Source organism: Actinoplanes oryzae (assembly GCF_030757795.1).
Taxonomy (GTDB): domain Bacteria; phylum Actinomycetota; class Actinomycetes; order Mycobacteriales; family Micromonosporaceae; genus Actinoplanes.
In genome coordinates this window covers 1-17,678 of the sequence record NZ_JAUQWH010000098.1, presented here as the reverse complement: position 1 = coordinate 17,678, position 17,678 = coordinate 1, and the positions used below count along the sequence as shown (strand labels likewise).

Annotated in this window: 16 protein-coding genes; 15 read left to right on the top strand and 1 reads right to left on the bottom strand. The window is 71.3% G+C overall.

Annotated elements, in window-relative coordinates:
* Positions 1-6 precede the first annotated feature (6 nt).
* The 3 genes from efp (at position 7) to RBH18_RS27415 (ending at position 4,106) form a co-directional block, all read left to right on the top strand.
* Complete coding sequence (gene efp, locus RBH18_RS27425) at positions 7-564, top strand: elongation factor P (RefSeq protein WP_305786677.1); 558 nt, start codon at positions 7-9, stop codon at positions 562-564.
* Positions 565-599: 35 nt separating this feature from the next.
* Complete coding sequence (nusB, locus tag RBH18_RS27420) at positions 600-1,010, top strand: transcription antitermination factor NusB (RefSeq protein WP_306212822.1); 411 nt, start codon at positions 600-602, stop codon at positions 1,008-1,010.
* Positions 1,011-1,319: 309 nt separating this feature from the next.
* Positions 1,320-4,106 carry a hypothetical protein gene (locus tag RBH18_RS27415; RefSeq protein WP_306212799.1) on the top strand — a complete coding sequence of 929 codons (2,787 nt, stop codon included), beginning with the start codon at positions 1,320-1,322 and terminating at the stop codon, positions 4,104-4,106.
* Positions 4,107-4,196: 90 nt separating this feature from the next.
* On the opposite strand, the gene bldD is transcribed toward RBH18_RS27415, so the two are convergent.
* Complete coding sequence (gene bldD / locus RBH18_RS27410) at positions 4,197-4,685, bottom strand: transcriptional regulator BldD (protein WP_305786675.1); 489 nt, start codon at positions 4,683-4,685, stop codon at positions 4,197-4,199.
* 287 nt (positions 4,686-4,972) lie between these two features.
* Between bldD and pyrR the strand changes: the two genes are divergently transcribed.
* From pyrR to metK, 12 genes are all read left to right on the top strand, one after another.
* Positions 4,973-5,545 carry a bifunctional pyr operon transcriptional regulator/uracil phosphoribosyltransferase PyrR gene (gene pyrR / locus RBH18_RS27405; protein ID WP_306212797.1) on the top strand — a complete coding sequence of 191 codons (573 nt, stop codon included), beginning with the start codon at positions 4,973-4,975 and terminating at the stop codon, positions 5,543-5,545.
* Positions 5,542-6,465 carry an aspartate carbamoyltransferase catalytic subunit gene (locus RBH18_RS27400; protein WP_306212795.1) on the top strand — a complete coding sequence of 308 codons (924 nt, stop codon included), beginning with the start codon at positions 5,542-5,544 and terminating at the stop codon, positions 6,463-6,465. Before pyrR ends, RBH18_RS27400 begins: the two co-directional genes overlap by 4 nt.
* Positions 6,462-7,724, top strand: a complete 1,263-nt coding sequence (locus tag RBH18_RS27395) for a dihydroorotase (RefSeq protein ID WP_306212793.1) — start codon at positions 6,462-6,464, stop codon at positions 7,722-7,724. Before RBH18_RS27400 ends, RBH18_RS27395 begins: the two co-directional genes overlap by 4 nt.
* Positions 7,721-8,833 carry a glutamine-hydrolyzing carbamoyl-phosphate synthase small subunit gene (gene carA, locus RBH18_RS27390; protein ID WP_306212791.1) on the top strand — a complete coding sequence of 371 codons (1,113 nt, stop codon included), beginning with the start codon at positions 7,721-7,723 and terminating at the stop codon, positions 8,831-8,833. Before RBH18_RS27395 ends, carA begins: the two co-directional genes overlap by 4 nt.
* A 1-nt stretch (position 8,834) precedes the next feature.
* Positions 8,835-12,143, top strand: coding sequence for a carbamoyl-phosphate synthase large subunit (carB, locus tag RBH18_RS27385; protein WP_306212789.1), 3,309 nt, complete (start codon positions 8,835-8,837; stop codon positions 12,141-12,143).
* Entirely contained in the window at positions 12,140-13,147 is a 1,008-nt protein-coding gene (locus RBH18_RS27380) for a quinone-dependent dihydroorotate dehydrogenase (protein ID WP_306212787.1), read from the top strand. Before carB ends, RBH18_RS27380 begins: the two co-directional genes overlap by 4 nt.
* Before the next feature lie 126 nt (positions 13,148-13,273).
* Positions 13,274-14,104 carry an orotidine-5'-phosphate decarboxylase gene (gene pyrF, locus RBH18_RS27375; RefSeq protein WP_306212784.1) on the top strand — a complete coding sequence of 277 codons (831 nt, stop codon included), beginning with the start codon at positions 13,274-13,276 and terminating at the stop codon, positions 14,102-14,104.
* Between the two features lie 184 nt (positions 14,105-14,288).
* On the top strand, positions 14,289-14,606 hold the full coding sequence (gene mihF / locus RBH18_RS27370; RefSeq protein WP_305786667.1) for an integration host factor, actinobacterial type: 318 nt from the start codon (positions 14,289-14,291) through the stop codon (positions 14,604-14,606).
* A gap of 32 nt (positions 14,607-14,638) precedes the next feature.
* Positions 14,639-15,229 carry a guanylate kinase gene (gmk, locus tag RBH18_RS27365; RefSeq protein WP_306212781.1) on the top strand — a complete coding sequence of 197 codons (591 nt, stop codon included), beginning with the start codon at positions 14,639-14,641 and terminating at the stop codon, positions 15,227-15,229.
* A gap of 18 nt (positions 15,230-15,247) precedes the next feature.
* On the top strand, positions 15,248-15,511 hold the full coding sequence (rpoZ, locus tag RBH18_RS27360; RefSeq protein ID WP_015623990.1) for a DNA-directed RNA polymerase subunit omega: 264 nt from the start codon (positions 15,248-15,250) through the stop codon (positions 15,509-15,511).
* 105 nt (positions 15,512-15,616) lie between these two features.
* Positions 15,617-16,834, top strand: coding sequence for a bifunctional phosphopantothenoylcysteine decarboxylase/phosphopantothenate--cysteine ligase CoaBC (gene coaBC, locus RBH18_RS27355; protein WP_306212750.1), 1,218 nt, complete (start codon positions 15,617-15,619; stop codon positions 16,832-16,834).
* 77 nt (positions 16,835-16,911) lie between these two features.
* Positions 16,912-17,678 (top strand): methionine adenosyltransferase (gene metK / locus RBH18_RS27350; protein WP_306212748.1); only part of this gene is annotated, 767 nt, incomplete at its 3' end.

The following is a 17,678-nucleotide window of genomic DNA, read 5'->3' as shown; positions in this document are numbered from 1 at the left end:
CAGGACATGGCTTCCACCAACGACCTGAAGAACGGCCTCGTGCTCAACCTCGACGGCGAGCTGTGGGCCGTCGTCGAGTTCCAGCACGTCAAGCCGGGCAAGGGCGGGGCGTTCGTGCGCACCACGCTGAAGAACGTCCTCTCCGGCAAGGTCGTGGACAAGACCTTCAACGCCGGCACCAAGGTCGACACGGCGACGGTCGACAAGCGGACGATGCAGTACCTCTACCAGGACGGCGAGGACTTCGTCTTCATGGACCTGGACACGTTCGACCAGATCACGGTGCCCGGCGGCACGGTGGCGGAGAACGCCAACTACCTGCTCCCCGAGGCCGAGGCCACGGTCGCGACCCACGAGGGCGTCCCGCTCTACATCGAGCTGCCGACCAGCGTCTTCCTCGAGGTGACCTACACCGAGCCGGGCCTGCAGGGCGACCGCTCGACCGGCGGCACCAAGCCGGCCACCGTCGAGACCGGCGCGACCGTCCAGGTCCCGCTCTTCATCACCACGGGCGAGAAGATCAAGGTCGACACCCGCGACGGCCGCTACCTCGGCCGTAGCTGAGGCCCCGGAGCATGGCTGAAGGTCCCAAGACGCAGATGCCCGCGCGCCGCAAGGCGCGCAAGCGGGCCCTCGACGTCCTCTACGAGGCCGACCTGCGCGACCTCGCGCCGGGCGCGGTGCTCACCACCTATCTGGACCGGATCGCCCAGCCCCGGCCCGACCACATGGACTACACGGTCGGGCTGGTGGAGGGCGTGGCAAAGCACCTCGACCGGATCGACGAGCTGATCGCGAGCTACGCCGAGGGCTGGACCATCGAGCGCATGCCGGTGGTCGACCGCAACCTCGCGCGCATCGCGGTCTACGAGCTGCTCTACCTGCCCGAGATCGACGACGCGGTGGCGATCAGCGAGGCCGTCGAGCTGGCGCGGCAGATGTCCACCGACGACAGCCCGCGCTTCCTCAACGGGATCCTGGGCCGCATCGCCGAGTTCGCGACCCGCTGAGTTCCGCTCCGACCCGCTGAGCTCCGACTCGCTGAGCTCCGCCGAGTTCTGCTGAGTCTCGCTAGCTCCGACTCGCTGAGCTCCGCTCCGGCGCGCTGTGGCGCGAGACGACGACGCCCCCTGGCCTGTGCCGGGGGGCGTCCGCCGTTTCCCGGAAGGGATCGGCCGTCCGGACCGGTATCGATCAGCGTGGTTGCGATCATGCGGCGCCGCGCCCTAGCGTGACCTTTCCCCGGCGCTGCACCGCGGCACCGAGTGGCGGCACGGCCCGCCCGTCCCGGGGCACACCCGGTGGCGGCGGAGGCGTGGATGAGCAACGACGAGAAGCGGCGCGAGCGGCTCTACCGGATCCGTGACGTGCTCGCCAGCCTCCGCGCCTATCAGCGCTGGCTGCGCGTCTCGGGCGGGCGCCCCCGGGGGAGCGGCGCCGACGTGCCGCTGTCGTCTCCGCCGGAGCAGGAGCCGCCGCCACCGCAGGGAGCCGTGGCCCCGGTGCGGGAGTTCCCGCTGCCCGATCTCGGCAGCGAGCCGCTCGGCGACTTCCCGAACGACGACGACTTCCTGCAGGGCATCGTCCACGCCGCCGACTCCGCCGCCCTCGCCGGTGGGGAGCCCGAGGTCCGCAACCTCATCATGATCACCAGCTCGGCGTGGGGCTGGCCCGCCGGCCCGGACGCCGCCAAGGCCCACGCCTCGCGCATCGAGCAGCTCGTCGCCGGGGCGGAGCCGGGCACCGCCGCCTTCACCCGCGTCCGCCGGCCGGCGAAGGCCACGCGCAGCACCTTCGGCGGCCGCTACGGCGCGCGGGAGCTGTCCCGCCCGGAGATCGCGTGGTCCGGCGGCGACGACTGCGCGGAGGCGATCGACCGGCTGGCCGCCGACCTGGCCCGGGTCCGGCCGGGGCAGAACCGCGGGCTGGCGGGCCTGCAGCACCGCGTCTATCTGCACGCGAGCCGGCTGGACGCGGTCTTCGACACCGACGAGATCCCCGCCGGGGCGGGCGCACTGGGCGTCCACGTGCTGCTGGACTTCAGCTTCGACTGGCTGCTCGGGCAGCCGACCTGCGTGCTCAGCGTCTCGGTGTGGCAGCAGCGGCCCCTGCACCGCGAGCACCGGCCGGACACCGCGCCGGAGGACGACGCCCTGGCCGAGGTCTTCCCGATCGACGTCTACCGGGACACCTTCACCATCCTGTGCCAGGGGGTCGAGCGCTGGTTCAGCGATCCCCGGCACGAGCCGCCGCTGACCCGCACCGAGTTCCGGGCCGCCCGCCGCGCCCACTACCTGCCGACGATCTGGGTGGCGGTGCCCCGCAGGCTGTTGCCCGACGCCGGGGACTATCTGCACGGCGAGCACCGGCGGCTGATGAACAGCCTGTGCGACATGGCGCTCGGGGTCGGCGACTGCCGGGACAGCGTGCTGTCGGCGAGCGTCCTCAACGGACAGATGCTGGCGATGCGCCGGCTGATCCGGCTCGACCCGGGCCGCAGCGTACCGTGCTATCTGCTCGTCCCGGACCGCTTCGCCGAGGGCGAGCGGGCCGACCTGCAGGAGGTCTCGCTCGGCCAGGTGGTGCAGCTGCTCATCCGGCTGGAGGCCGAGGCCGCCCAGCGGCTCTACCGGATCCAGAACGACCTGGAGATCTGGCGTACGCACGCGGCCGTCTACGACCGGGTGGCGGACCGGGGCCTGCTGCTCTGGGACGCCCTGTCGACGCACCTGCCGGTGCGCCGCTGGTTCCGGCTGGGCCGGCTGCACCGCACGGTCGAGCTGCTGCACCAGACCCTCCTGCAGGGTACGGCCGACCTCGCCCACCTCGCGACGGAGACCGACGCCTGCGTCGCCCAGGTGGACTCCGCCGTGCAGCAGCTCGTGGACGGGTTCGACGCCGAGGTCACGGCGTACCCGCTGAGCACCGGCGTGGCGCCCTATCCGGGGGTGCGCGACGCCCTGACCACGGACGGCGTCATGGGCGAGGTGCGTGAGGACGGTCTGCGGGTCAGCGCGCAGGCGTTGCGCGTCCAGGCGAAGTACAGGGACCTGATCGGCACGATCGCGGCGGCCTTCGACGAGCGGCGGGTGCGCGAGTCGGACGCGCTGTCCAAGGCCAGCGCCATCATGGGCTTCGGCCTGGCCGTCGTCGGCGTGGTGACCGTGCTCGACGCGACGGTCGCGATGAAGCCGCAGGACCCCGGGCAAATTCTGCTCGGCGACGCTCCCCCGTGGCTGCCGAAGGCGGCTGCTCTGGTGAGCCTCACGCTGGGCGGGGTCTTCGCCGTCGTCGTGCTGGCCGTGCTCGCCTCGACGACGCGGCTCGGGCGGCTGGGGTCCCGATGGTTCCGCCGGATGTACAACGGCGGGGCCCTCTCGCGCTTCGCCCTGCGGCTGCGGCACAACCGGCTGAGCGCGTGGGCGACCGGGCGGACCGCGGAACGGCCGTGGCGGGACGAGCCGTGGCGCGAGGGCCTCTGGTCGTACCTGAAGGATTCCTCGACCGGCCTGCTCGGCAGCGTGGCGGGCGACCGGGACGGGCCGGAGGTGGACGTGCGCCGCGACGAGGATCTCGCGCGGCGCCTGGCGCTGCTCTGGGACCGCACCGCGAAGGCCGGGCTGAGCCGCCGGTGGCCGCTGCGGGGCTCCCGGGAGCTGCGCAGCGAGCTGATCCGGCGCGACATCTGGCTGCTGCGCCGCCGGATCGAGCAGTGGTCGCTCTTCACGCTGCTGCTGACCGAGCGGCCGCGCCGGATGCACCGGCACCGGCTGCCGAAGCTGACCCTGCTCTACCGGGCGTGCTCGTTCCTGCCCGGCTCGTTCCTGGGCGACGGCGAGATCTCGCTGATGACCCGCGACCTGGACAACCAGGGCCCCCGGGTGGTCTCCCGCAACGACCTGATCATGACCCTGTACGCCGCCGGCCTCACCTGGCAGCAGGCGGAGGAGCTGGACGAGGTGCTGATCCGGCGGGCCCGGGACATCGACCGGGGCTCGCCGGAGCCGGCCGCGCAGATGCTGCGAATCCTCGACTACTGGGAGGTGCGCCCGGGCATGGACGCGGGCCAGGCGGCGGCGGTGATGAGCCGGGTCCGCGAGGACTGACCCGGACCCGTGGAGTCGCGTGCCCGGACACGCGGAAGTCCGCGTCGCGAGGGGCGACGCGGACTTCGGTGGAACTCGGGGTGCCGGCTGTCAGCTGGCGAAGAAGGCGCGCGGGTCGGCGACCAGGACACCCTGCTCGGTGAGGCGCTCGATGAGGCCCGAGGGGGAGATGTCGTAGACGATCGCGAGCGCGCGCAGGTCGTCGGCGCGGATGGAGAGGACGCGGCCGTTGTAGTCGCCGCGCTGCTGCTGGATGGCCCGGGCGTAGCGGGCGACGTAGGCCAGGTCCTCGCCGGCCACGTCGTACAGCTTCTCCAGGTCCAGCACGATCTTGTTGGTGGCCTCGAGCCGGACACCGCTGCCGTCGGGCAGCAGCTCCGAGACCGGGACGCGGTAGAAGTCGGCCAGCTCGGCCAGGCGCGAGACCGTGACGGCGCGGTCACCACGCTCGTACGAGCCCACCACGACGGCCTTCCACCGCCCGTTGGACTTCTCCTCAACGCCCTGCAGGGACAGGCCCTGCTGCTGGCGGATCGAGCGCAGGCGGGCGCCAAGCGACTTGGCGTACTCAGACGGCATTCGGACACTCCAGTACTGGCTGGCCCGGAGGGTTCTTCCTCCGGATCGCTACGCTGCGTGACGGTACGGAGTTTGCGACCCCCGGTCAAGTGTCGGTTACCTATGAATCGCCGACCCGAGGCGCGAGATGTCCGCTTTCGTCCGTCTGGTCCCGTGGGTAGGCCACGTCACCATGGTCACCGCTGCGCTCACTGGTAACGTAGCGTCAGGCATCGGGCCGTCCAAGATCGGGGGCCCGCCGACGTCCTTTAACGACCCGTCCCGTGAGGCGGGGAAGGAGGTCCGCCGTGGCTCAACCACGCGCTGACACTGACACGAGTTCCTCCAAGGTCATCCTCTCCGGCGCCGATCTGCACCGCGTCGTCGACCGCATCGCCCACCAGATCCTCGAGAAGACCTCCGGGGCAACGGGCACGGTCCTGCTGGGCATCCCGACCCGGGGCGTCCCCCTGGCCCACCGGCTCGCCGCGCGCATCCACGCCTTCGAGGGCGTGGACGTCCCCGTGGGGGCGCTCGACATCACCCTCTACCGCGACGATCTGCGGCTGCACGCGACGCGGGCCCTCGGGCGCACGGAGATCCCCGGCGACGGCCTGGACGGACGCAGAGTGATCCTGGTCGACGACGTGCTGTTCTCCGGCCGCACGGTCCGGGCGGCACTCGACGCCCTCAACGACGTCGGCCGGCCCAGCTCGGTCCAGCTCGCCGTCCTCGTCGACCGCGGGCACCGCCAGTTGCCCATCCGCGCCGACTACGTCGGCAAGAACATCCCGACCGCGCTCGCCGAGAAGGTCCGCGTCTCGCTCGCGGAGACCGACGACGGCGTCGACGAGGTCAAGCTGTTCGGAGGCGTCGCATGATCAAGCATCTCCGCTCCGCGGCCGACCTGGACGCGGAGACCGCCACGCTCATCCTCGACACCGCCGGGGAGATGGCCGCCCTCGCCGGCCGCGAGGTCAAGAAGCTGCCGACCCTGCGCGGCCGCACGGTGGTCAACCTCTTCTACGAGGACTCCACGCGCACGCGGATCTCCTTCGAGGCCGCGGCCAAGCGGCTCTCGGCGGACGTCATCAACTTCTCCGCCAAGGGCTCCAGCGTCTCCAAGGGCGAGAGCCTCAAGGACACGGCGCTCACCCTGCAGGCGATGGGCGCGGACGCGGTCGTCATCCGGCACCCCGCCTCGGGCGCCCCGCACCGGCTCGCCTCCTGGGTCGACGGCTCGGTGGTCAACGCCGGCGACGGGACGCACGAGCACCCGACGCAGGCGCTGCTGGACGCGTACACGATGCGGTCGCGGCTGGGGAAGATCGATGGCCTGCGGGTCGCGATCGTGGGTGACGTGTTGCACAGCCGGGTCGCCCGGTCCAACGTCCTGCTGCTCACGACGCTGGGCGCGCAGGTGACCCTGGTGGGCCCGCCGACCCTCATCCCGGTGGACATCGCCGCCGCGCTGTCGCCCGCGACCAAGGTGTCGTACGACCTCGACAGCGTCCTTCCCGACGCGGACGTCGTGATGATGCTGCGGGTGCAGACCGAGCGGATGCAGGACTCCTACTTCCCGTCCGCCCGGGAATACAGCCGCCGCTACGGACTCGACGCGCCGCGGATGAGGAAGCTGCCGCAGCACGCGATCGTCATGCACCCCGGGCCGATGAACCGGGGCATGGAGATCGCGCCCGAGGTGGCCGACTCGACCCGTTCCACCATCGTCGAACAGGTCGCCAACGGGGTCAGCGCCCGGATGGCGGTTCTCTACCTGCTGCTCGGAGGCAAGGCGTGACCTCGTACCTGATCAAGAACGTCTCCGTGCTCGGCGCCGCGCCGACCGACCTGGTGATCCGCGACGGCGTCATCACCGGCGAGACGACGGCCGGCGAGACGATCGACGCGACCGGGCTCGTGGCGCTGCCCGGGCTGGTCGACCTGCACACGCACCTGCGCGAGCCGGGCCGCGAGGACGCCGAGACGGTCGAGACCGGCTCGCGCGCGGCGGCCCTCGGCGGCTACACGGCGGTCTGCGCGATGGCGAACACCTCGCCGGTCGCCGACACCGCCGGCGTGGTCGAGCAGGTGTGGCGCCTGGGCCGCGAGGCCGGGCTCGTCGACGTGCAGCCGATCGGCGCGGTCACCGTCGGGCTGGCCGGCAAGCAGCTCGCCGAGCTGGGCGCGATGGCCACCTCCGCGGCGAACGTCCGGATCTTCTCCGACGACGGCTTCTGCGTCGCCGACCCGCGGCTGATGCGGCGGGCCCTGGAGTACGTGAAGGCGTTCGACGGGATCATCGCCCAGCACGCCGAGGAGCCCCGGCTCACCGAGGGCGCGCAGATGCACGAGGGCGAGGTGTCCACCCGCCTCGGGCTCACCGGCTGGCCGGCCGTCGCGGAGGAGGCGATCATCGCCCGCGACGTGCTGCTCGCCGAGCACGTGGGCAGCCGCCTGCACGTCTGCCACGTGTCCACGGCCGGGTCGGTCGAGGTGCTGCGCCAGGCCAAGGCCCGGGGCGTCCGCGTCACGGCCGAGGTCACCCCGCACCACCTGCTGCTGACCGACGAGCTGGCCGCCAGCTACGACCCGGTCTACAAGGTCAACCCGCCGCTGCGGACGGCCGCCGACGTCGAGGCGCTGCGGCAGGCACTCATCGACGGGGTGATCGACGTGGTCGCCACCGACCACGCGCCGCACGCCGTGCAGGACAAGGAGTGCGAGTGGGCGTACGCGCGCCCCGGCATGGTCGGCCTCGAGACCGCCCTGCCCGTCGTGCTCAGCGTCCTGGGCGAGCGCTGGGAGCTGATCGCCGACCGCATGTCCCGCACCCCGGCCAAGATCGCTGGTTTGGCCGGGCACGGCGGGGAACTCATCGCCGGTTCGCCGGCCAACCTCACGCTGGTGGACCCGTCCGCCCGGCGGGTCGTCGACCCGTCCGAGCTGGCGAGCCGCAGCCGCAACACACCGTACGCGGGCACCACCCTGCCGGGTCGCATCGTGGCGACCTTCCTCCGGGGAGTTCCGACGGTCCTGGACGGAAAGGCCGTGAAGTGAAGAAAGCAATCCTCGTCCTCGAGGACGGGCGCACGTTCTCCGGTGAGTCCTACGGCGCCGAGGGGGAGACCTTCGGCGAGGCGGTCTTCACCACCGGCATGACCGGTTACCAGGAGACGCTGACCGACCCGTCGTACCACCGGCAGGTCGTGGTCCAGACCGCGCCGCAGATCGGCAACACCGGCGTCAACGCCGAGGACGACGAGTCGGCGAAGATGTGGGTCGCCGGCTACGTCGTCCGCGACCCCGCGCGCCGCCCCTCCAACTGGCGCTCCACCGGCGACCTGGGCGAGCGCCTGGCCGCCGAGGGCGTCGTGGGCATCAGCGGCGTCGACACCCGGGCCCTCACCCGCCACCTGCGCTCCCGCGGCGCGATGCGGGTCGGCATCTCCACGGTGGACCTCGATCCGGAGTCGCTGCGGGCGCGCGTGCTCGAAAAGCCGGAAATGTCCGGCGCGGATCTCTCCGCCGAGGTGACCACGGCGTCGCGCTACACGGTCGAGGCCGTCGGTGAGCACCGCTACACCGTTGCCGCGCTGGACCTGGGCATCAAGCGCAACGTCTCCCGCCGGCTCGCCGAGCGCGGTGTGACGACGCACGTCTTCCCCGCCACCACGAGCATCGACGAGCTGCTCGCGGTCAGCCCGGACGCGGTGTTCCTGTCGCCCGGCCCGGGCGACCCGGCCACCGCCGACGGGCCGGTCGCGCTCGCCCGCGACGTCATGACCCGCCGGGTGCCGCTGTTCGGCATCTGCTTCGGCAGCCAGATCCTCGGCCGCGCGCTGGGCTTCGGCACCTACAAGCTGGGCTACGGCCACCGCGGCATCAACCAGCCGGTCTTCGACAAGACCACCGGCAAGGTCGAGGTGACCAGCCACAACCACGGGTTCGCGGTCGACGCCCCGCTCAACACGGTCATCGACACGAACTTCGGCGGCGTGGAGGTCTCCCACGTCTGCCTCAACGACAACGTGGTCGAGGGCCTGCGGGCGCTCGAGGTCCCCGCGTTCACCGTCCAGTACCACCCCGAAGCCGCCGCGGGCCCGCACGATGCGGACTACCTGTTCGACCGGTTCGTGGAGCTCGTCGAGAAGGTCGAGGCCCGCTGACATGCCGAAGCGCACCGACATCCAGCACGTCATGGTGATCGGATCCGGGCCGATCGTGATCGGACAGGCCTGCGAGTTCGACTACTCGGGCACCCAGGCCTGCCGGGTCCTGCGCGCCGAGGGGCTGCGCGTCTCCCTGGTCAACTCCAACCCCGCGACGATCATGACGGACCCCGAGTTCGCCGACGCCACGTACGTCGAGCCGATCACCCCGGAGTTCCTCGAGCTGGTCATCGCCAAGGAGCGCCCCGACGCGATCCTGCCCACGCTGGGCGGCCAGACGGCCCTCAACGCGGCGGTCGCCCTGCACGAGGGCGGCATCCTGGAGAAGTACGGCGTCGAGCTGATCGGCGCCAACATCGACGCGATCAACCGCGGCGAGGACCGGCAGCTGTTCAAGGACATCGTCGCCAAGGCCGGCGGCCAGACCCCGCGCAGCCGGGTCTGCCACTCGATGGACGAGGTCAAGGCGACCGTGGCGGAGCTCGGGCTGCCCGTGGTCATCCGGCCGTCGTTCACCATGGGCGGCCTCGGCTCCGGCATGGCCCACACCGACGAGGACCTGGAGCGCATCGCCGGCTCCGGCCTGGCCGCCTCCCCGGTGCACGAGGTGCTGATCGAGGAGAGCGTGCTCGGCTGGAAGGAGTACGAGCTCGAGCTGATGCGCGACAAGAACGACAACGTCGTGGTCGTGTGCTCGATCGAGAACGTCGACCCGATGGGCGTACACACGGGTGACAGCGTCACCGTCGCGCCCGCCATGACCCTCACCGACCGGGAGTACCAGGACCTGCGCGACCTGGGCATCCGGGTGCTGCGCGAGGTCGGGGTGGACACCGGCGGCTGCAACATCCAGTTCGCGATCAACCCGCGCGACGGCCGCCTGGTCGTCATCGAGATGAACCCGCGCGTCTCCCGCTCCAGCGCGCTGGCGTCGAAGGCCACCGGCTTCCCGATCGCGAAGATCGCCGCGAAGCTCGCCATCGGCTACACGCTCGACGAGATCCCCAACGACATCACGCTCAAGACGCCGGCGGCCTTCGAGCCGGCGCTCGACTACGTGGTCGTGAAGATCCCGCGGTTCGCGTTCGAGAAGTTCCCCGGCGCCGACGCCGAGCTGACCACCACGATGAAGTCGGTCGGCGAGGCGATGAGCCTGGGCCGCAACTTCGCCGAGGCGCTCAACAAGGCGATGCGCTCGATGGAGACCAAGGCCGCGGGCTTCTGGACCGCGCCGACGTTCGAGAGCGTGGACGAAGCCCTCGAGGCGATGCGCACCCCGCACGACGGCCGGCTCTACACGGTCGAGGCGGCGCTGCGGCTGGGCGCCACCGTCGAGCAGGTGCACGAGGCCAGCGGCGGCATCGACCCCTGGTTCCTGGACGAGATCCAGGCGCTGGTTGACCTGCGCGCTCTTGTTCTGGAAGCGCCGGTCCTGGACGAGGCTCTGCTGCGCAGGGCGAAGCGGTCGGGGATCTCCGACCGGCAGCTCGCGGCGCTGCGCCCCGAGCTCGCGGGCGAGGACGGCGTCCGTACGCTGCGCCACCGCCTCGGCGTCCGCCCGGTCTACAAGACGGTCGACACGTGCGCCGCGGAGTTCGAGGCGAACACGCCGTACCACTACTCGACGTACGACGAGGAGACCGAGGTCGCGCCGAGCGACCGCCCCAAGGTGCTCATCCTGGGCTCGGGGCCGAACCGCATCGGGCAGGGCATCGAGTTCGACTACTCGTGCGTGCACGCGGTGCAGGCGCTCAAGGGGCAGTTCGAGACCGTCATGGTCAACTGCAACCCCGAGACGGTGTCCACCGACTACGACACGGCCGACCGGCTCTACTTCGAGCCGCTGACCTTCGAGGACGTGCTCGAGGTCGTGCACGCCGAGGACGCGTCGGGCAAGGCGGCCGGGGGCCCGGGCGTGATCGGCGTCATCGTGCAGCTCGGCGGGCAGACGCCGCTGGGGCTGGCGGCGCGGCTGAAGGCGGCGGGCGTACCCATCGTCGGCACCTCGCCTGAGTCGATCGACCTGGCGGAGGACCGGGGGGCCTTCGGGGCGGTCCTGGCCAAGGCCGGGCTGCGCTCGCCGGAGCACGGCACCGCGACCTCCTTCGAGGAGGCCAAGGCGATCGCGGACACGATCGGCTACCCGGTGCTGGTCCGCCCGTCCTACGTGCTCGGCGGCCGCGGCATGGAGATCGTCTACGACGAGCCGACGCTGGCCGACTACATCACGCGCGCCACGGAGATCTCGCCGGACCACCCGGTGCTGGTCGACCGGTTCCTCGACGACGCGATCGAGATCGACGTCGACGCGCTCTGCGACGCCACCGGCGAGGTCTACCTCGGCGGCGTGATGGAGCACATCGAGGAGGCCGGCATCCACTCCGGCGACTCGTCCTGCTCGCTGCCGCCGGTGACGCTGGCCGGCCCGCACCTGGCCGAGGTGCGCCGCTACACCGAGGCGATCGCCCGCGGCGTCGGGGTCAAGGGCCTGCTCAACGTCCAGTACGCGCTCAAGGACGACCAGCTCTACGTGCTGGAGGCCAACCCGCGCGCCTCGCGGACCGTGCCCTTCGTGTCCAAGGCGACCGCCGTGCAGCTGGCGAAGGCCGCCGCCCGGATCATGCTCGGGGCGACCGTCCAGGAGCTGCGCGACGAGGGCATGCTGCTGCGTCACCGGGACGGCGGCGTGGTCCCGGACAACGCGCCGGTCGCGGTCAAGGAGGCGGTGCTGCCGTTCAAGCGGTTCCGCACCCCCGCCGGCAAGGGCGTCGACAGCCTGCTCGGCCCGGAGATGAAGTCCACCGGCGAGGTTATGGGCATCGACCCCGGCTTCGGCCCGGCGTTCGCCAAGTCGCAGGCGGCGGCGTACGGGTCGCTGCCGACCAGCGGCAAGGTCTTCGTCTCGGTGGCCAACCGGGACAAGCGCGCGATCGTCTTCCCGGTCAAGCGCCTCGCCGACCTCGGGTTCACGATCGTCACGACGGCCGGCACCGGCGAGGTGCTGCGCCGCTACGGCATCGCGTGCGAGGTCGTCCCGAAGCACTTCGAGAAGTCGGCGCAGAACGCCGTGGCGCTGATCGCGGCCGGCGAGATCTCGCTGATCATCAACACCCCGCAGGGGTCCGGCGCCGGGGCGCGCTCGGACGGCTACGAGATCCGCAGCGCGGCCGTCACGAACGACATCCCGAGCATCACCACCGTGCCCGGGGTGGCCGCGGCGGTGCTGGGCATCGAGGCGCTGCTGGGCGGCGGCATGACCGTCCGGCCGCTGCAGGAGCTGCACGCCATGCTCCGGGAGAGCGAGTGACCCTGTTCGAGTCCGCCGTCCGCCCGGTCCTGTTCCGGGTGGGCGGCGGCGACGCCGAGAAGGCGCACGAGTTCACCGTGCAGCGGCTGGCCGGGCTGCCCCCGGCCGCGTTGTCGCTGCTGCGCCGCCGGTACGCGGTGAGCGCGCCCACCGACGTCTTCGGCGTGCGCTTCCCCAACCCGGTCGGGCTCGCCGCCGGCATGGACAAGAACGGTCTCGCCCTGCCGGCGTGGCCCGCCCTCGGCTTCGGCTTCGTCGAGGTCGGCACGGTCACGGCGCTGGCCCAGCCGGGTAACGAGAAGCCCCGGCTGTTCCGGCTGCGGGACAGCGAGGCCGTGATCAACCGGATGGGCTTCAACAACGAGGGCGCGGCGGCGCTGGCGGCCCGGCTGAAGGCGCTGGGCCCGATCGGGGTGCCGCTGGGCATCTCGCTCGGCAAGTCCAAGGTGACCCCGCTGGACGAGGCGGTGCCGGACTACCTGGCGTCGTACGAGCTGCTGGCGCCCTACGCGGACTACATCGCGATCAACGTGTCGTCGCCGAACACGCCGGGGCTGCGCTCGCTGCAGGACAAGTCGTTCCTGTCCGCGCTGCTCGGGGCGCTGGTCGGCAAGACGCCGGTGCTGGTGAAGATCGCGCCGGACCTGACCGAGCCGGCCATCGCGGAGCTGCTCGAGGTGTGCCTGGCGTACGGCGCGGCGGGCGTGATCGCGACGAACACGACGCTCGGGCGTGACGGGCTCGCGGCGGCCGATCAGAAACTTTCGGGCGAGGCCGGCGGACTGTCCGGGCGGCCGCTCACCTCGCGGGCCCGCGAAGTGGTGCAATTCGTCCACCGGGAGACCGGCGGGCGGCTGCCGATCATCGGGGTCGGCGGGATCCTCGACGCCGACGACGCGGCCCGGATGTTCGACGCGGGCGCCTCGCTCGTGCAGCTCTACACGGGATTCATCTATCGCGGGCCGGGTCTGGTCCGTGCAGTGGCCCGGACGCGCCGTTCCTAGACCTCCCTGTGCGGTGCAGCCTTCCGGGCCGTCTGCCGGCCTCTCAGCACCGCTTTCTACCGCTTCGGGTGTGCCGGCGGTGTCCGCCACCCGACACCTCCATACACCGGAAGGGGATCACCTGTCATGGAGACCTTCGGCAGCCGGCTCCGCACGGCCCTGGACACCCGGGGCCCGCTGTGCGTCGGCATCGATCCACACCCCGCTCTGCTGACGAGCTGGGGGCTGTCCGACGACCTCGCCGGCCTCGAACGCTTCAGCTTCACGGTCGTCGAAGCACTGGCCGAACGGGTCGCCGTGCTGAAGCCGCAGTCGGCCTTCTTCGAGAGATTTGGATCACGTGGCATCGCGATCCTTGAGTCAATTATCCGACAGTCACGTGAGGCCGGTGGGCTGGTACTTCTCGACGTGAAACGCGGCGACATCGGCTCGACGATGGCCGCGTACGCGTCCGCCTACCTCGATCCGGACAGTTCGCTGAGTGTCGATGCGATTACTGTCAGTCCTTTCCTCGGGGTCGGCTCGCTGCGGCCGGCGTTCGACATGGCGGCCACTTACGGACGTGGTGTGTTTGTCCTCGCGCTGACGTCGAACCCCGAGGGGCCGGCCGTCCAGCACGCCGTCGCGGCGGACGGGCGCAGCGTCGCGCAGGCCGTGATCGACGAGATTTCCCAGCTCAACGCGGGTGCGGAGCCGCTCGGCAGCATCGGCGCGGTGGTCGGCGCGACCATCGGGCGCACCGGTCACGACCTGTCGAAGATCAACGGCGCGTTGCTCGCCCCGGGCCTCGGCGCGCAGGGTGGCGACCCCGCCGGGCTCCGCGAAATTTTCGGAGAAAGCCTGCGGAACGTGCTTCCGTCGTACTCACGGGAGGTTCTCTCGGCGGGCCCGTCGGCCGCCGCGCTGCGGGCCGCCGCGGACCGCGCCGAGGCCGCCTGCCGGGCCGTGATCGGGTGAAACAGGCTGCCTAGCAGGCCCGGCCGCATCGGCGTGAGGGGTACCCCCACGTTGCCGAAAGGCTGATTGACCGCTAGTTTTCCCGGCGCCGGGAACCACATGCCCCTTTGGTTCCCTGGCACACCACGTTTCACAGAAGCGCCGGTATTGAACTGCCAGCGCGATAGGGACCTGAGGAGAACTGGTGCCGCTCCCGTCACTGAGCCCCGAGCAGCGTGCAGCCGCGCTGGAGAAGGCCGCGGAGATTCGCAAGGCCCGGGCCGAGCTGAAGGAACAGCTCAAGTCCGGCAAGACCACCCTCGCCGCCGTGCTCGACCGGGCCGAGGGCGACGACGTCGTCGGCAAGCTGAAGGTCTCGGCCGTGCTGCAGGCGCTGCCGGGCATCGGCAAGATCCGGGCCACCCAGATCATGGAGAAGCTCAAGATCGCCGACAGCCGTCGCCTCCGTGGCCTCGGCGAGCAGCAGCGTAAGGCCCTCCTGGGGGAGTTCGCTGCGAACTGACTCGGCGGCTCGTGTAGTAATGAGCCGTGAGCATGGATGACGACGCGCGCCCGGCGGCCCGACTCACCGTCCTCTCCGGCCCCTCCGGGGTCGGCAAGGACAGCGTGATCGAGTTGATCCGGGCGCGCTCGCCATGGATCAAGCTTTCGGTGTCGGTGACGACCCGCAAGAAGCGCGACTACGAGACCGACGGCGAGCACTACCACTTCGTCACGCGGTCCGAGTTCCAGCGCCTGATCGACGGCGACCAGTTGCTGGAATGGGCCGAGTTCGCGGGCAACCTCTACGGCACGCCCCGCGCGCAGGTGGAGGGCTGGCTGTCGAGCGGCCGCCCGGTGCTGCTCAAGATCGATCTGCAGGGCGCGCGCCAGGTGCGCGCCACGATGCCGGACGCCCAGCTCGTCTTTCTCGCGCCGCCCAGCGTCGAGGAGCTGCACCGCCGCCTGGTCGGCCGGGGCACCGAGGACGAGGACACGATCCGGCGCCGGCTGGCGCACGCCGACGAGGAGCTGGCCGCCGAGAAGGAGTTCGACCGCACGGTCGTGAACGACTTCGTCGAGCGGGCGGCCGATGAGCTGGTAGGATTGCTCGGTTCGTCATTCCTGACTCCCGAACAGCTTTAACGTTAGGACGTCATTTTCGTGGGAACCATCGCCAACCCCGAAGGCATCACCAACCCGCCGATCGACGAGCTGCTCGACAAGACCTCGTCGAAGTACTCGCTGGTGATCTTCGCGGCCAAGCGCGCCCGCCAGGTCAACGCCTACTACAGCCAGCTCGGTGAGGGCCTTCTGGAGTATGTCGGGCCCCTCGTGGAGACGACGCCGCAGGAGAAGCCGCTCTCCATCGCGATGCGCGAGATCAACGCCGGGCTGCTGACCGCCGAGGCGACCGACAACCCGTGACCCGCTCCGGCACCGGCCTCGCCGGGGCCGTGTGCTTGGCTTGACCCGTGTCCGCGCTTCCGCGGGCGCGGGTTTCGTCGTTTCCGCGGTGCGCAGGGGGTTGTCGTGGCCGAGATCGTGCTGGGGGTCGGCGGGGGCATCGCCGCCTACAAGGCCTGCGAGCTGCTGCGGCTCTTCACCGAGTCGGGGCACGGCGTGCGCGTCGTGCCGACCGCCTCGGCGCTGAAGTTCGTCGGGGAGCCCACCTGGGCGGCGCTGTCCGGCCGGCCGGTCGCCACCGAGGTGTGGGAGGACGTGCACGAGGTCCCGCATGTGCGCATCGGCCGGGCCGCCGAGCTCGTCGTCGTCGCGCCCGCCACGGCCGACCTGATCGCCAAGGCCGCCCACGGCATCGCCGACGACCTGCTGACCAACACGCTGCTGACGGCCACCTGCCCGGTGGTGCTCGCGCCCGCGATGCACACCGAGATGTGGGAGAACGCCGCCACGCGCGCGAACGTCGCCACGCTGCGGTCGCGGGGCGTCGTCGTCATCGAGCCGGCCGTGGGACGCCTCACCGGGGCGGACACCGGTAAGGGACGCCTGCCCGACCCGGCCTCGATCTTCGAGACCGCCCTGCATCTGCTGCGGGGCTCCTTCGCGGCCGATCTCGCGGGGCGTCATGTGGTGGTCACCGCGGGCGGGACGCGCGAGCCGCTCGATCCCGTACGGTTCCTGGGCAACCGCTCCTCCGGCAAGCAGGGGTACGCCCTGGCGCGTGCGGCCGTGGCCCGGGGCGCCCGGGTGACGCTCGTCGCGGCGAACGTCACGCTGCCCGATCCGGCGGGCGTCTCCCTCGTCCGGGTGTCGACCACCGAGGAGCTGCGCAAGGCGACCGTGGCCGCCTTCGCGGACGCGGACGTGGCGGTCATGGCCGCGGCGCCCGCCGACTTCCGGCCCGCGTCGGTCGCCGAGCAGAAGATCAAGAAGAGCTCCGACGGTACGGCGCCCGTTGTCGAGCTGGTCACCAATCCCGACATCGCAGCCGAACTGGGCGCGGCGAAACGAAACGGGCAGCTGCTCGTCGCGTTCGCCGCCGAGACGCACGACGCCCTGGAGCACGCGCGCGGCAAGCTCGTCCGCAAGCGCGCCGACCTCATCGTGGTCAACGAGGTGGGCACCGATCGGGTGTTCGGCGAGGATGACAACACGGTCACGATCCTGGGCGCCGACGGGAGCTCCGCGACCCTCGGTAAACTCCCCAAAGCCGATGTGGCGGATGCGATATGGGACGAGGTCGCCTCGCTTCTGGCCGGGCACGTCGGCCATGATGGGATGCCCTGACACCGGTCAAGCGAGCCCCCAGCGGCGGTGACTACACTGCCGCGGGACGAACCTTCGACGAATTCCTGAGGAGCACCGTGGCACGCCGCCTTTTCACTTCCGAGTCGGTCACGGAAGGCCACCCGGACAAGATCGCTGACCAGATCAGCGACGGCATTCTCGACGCCCTGCTGCGGCAGGACCCCCAGAGCCGCGTGGCGGTGGAGACGCTGATCACGACCGGTCAGGTGCACGTGGCCGGCGAGGTCACCACGCAGGCGTACGCGGACATCAACACCATCGTCCGCGAGACCATCCTGGGCATCGGCTACGACTCGTCGAAGAAGGGCTTCGACGGTGCCTCCTGCGGCGTCAGCGTGTCCATCGGTGCGCAGTCGCCCGACATCGCCCAGGGCGTGGACAGCGCGGTCGAGCTGCGCGAGGGCAACTCCGACCACGTCCTCGACGCGCAGGGCGCCGGCGACCAGGGCATGATGTTCGGCTTCGCCTGCTCCGAGACGCCCGAGCTGATGCCGCTGCCGATCGCGCTGGCCCACCGCCTGGCCCGCCGGCTGTCCGAGGTGCGCAAGGACGGCACGGTCCCCTACCTGCGGCCCGACGGCAAGACCCAGGTCACCGTGGAGTACGACGGCTTCAAGCCGGTGCGCCTCGACACGGTCGTGGTGTCCACCCAGCACGCCGCCGACATCTCGATCGAGTCGCTGCTCACCCCGGACATCCGCGAGCACGTCATCGCGCCGGTGCTCGCGGGCCTCGACCTCGACACCGAGGGCTACCGGCTGCTGGTCAACCCGACCGGCCGCTTCGAGATCGGCGGCCCGATGGGCGACGCCGGCCTCACCGG

Coding starts and splice junctions, on each gene's coding strand:
- carB (WP_306212789.1), top strand. CDS start 8,835: ATGCCGAAGCGCACCGACATCCAGCACGTCATGGTGATCGGATCCGGG.
- efp (WP_305786677.1), top strand. CDS start 7: ATGGCTTCCACCAACGACCTGAAGAACGGCCTCGTGCTCAACCTCGAC.
- RBH18_RS27415 (WP_306212799.1), top strand. CDS start 1,320: ATGAGCAACGACGAGAAGCGGCGCGAGCGGCTCTACCGGATCCGTGAC.
- gmk (WP_306212781.1), top strand. CDS start 14,639: ATGGATGACGACGCGCGCCCGGCGGCCCGACTCACCGTCCTCTCCGGC.
- nusB (WP_306212822.1), top strand. CDS start 600: ATGCCCGCGCGCCGCAAGGCGCGCAAGCGGGCCCTCGACGTCCTCTAC.
- pyrF (WP_306212784.1), top strand. CDS start 13,274: ATGGAGACCTTCGGCAGCCGGCTCCGCACGGCCCTGGACACCCGGGGC.
- RBH18_RS27400 (WP_306212795.1), top strand. CDS start 5,542: ATGATCAAGCATCTCCGCTCCGCGGCCGACCTGGACGCGGAGACCGCC.
- bldD (WP_305786675.1), bottom strand. CDS start 4,685: ATGCCGTCTGAGTACGCCAAGTCGCTTGGCGCCCGCCTGCGCTCGATC.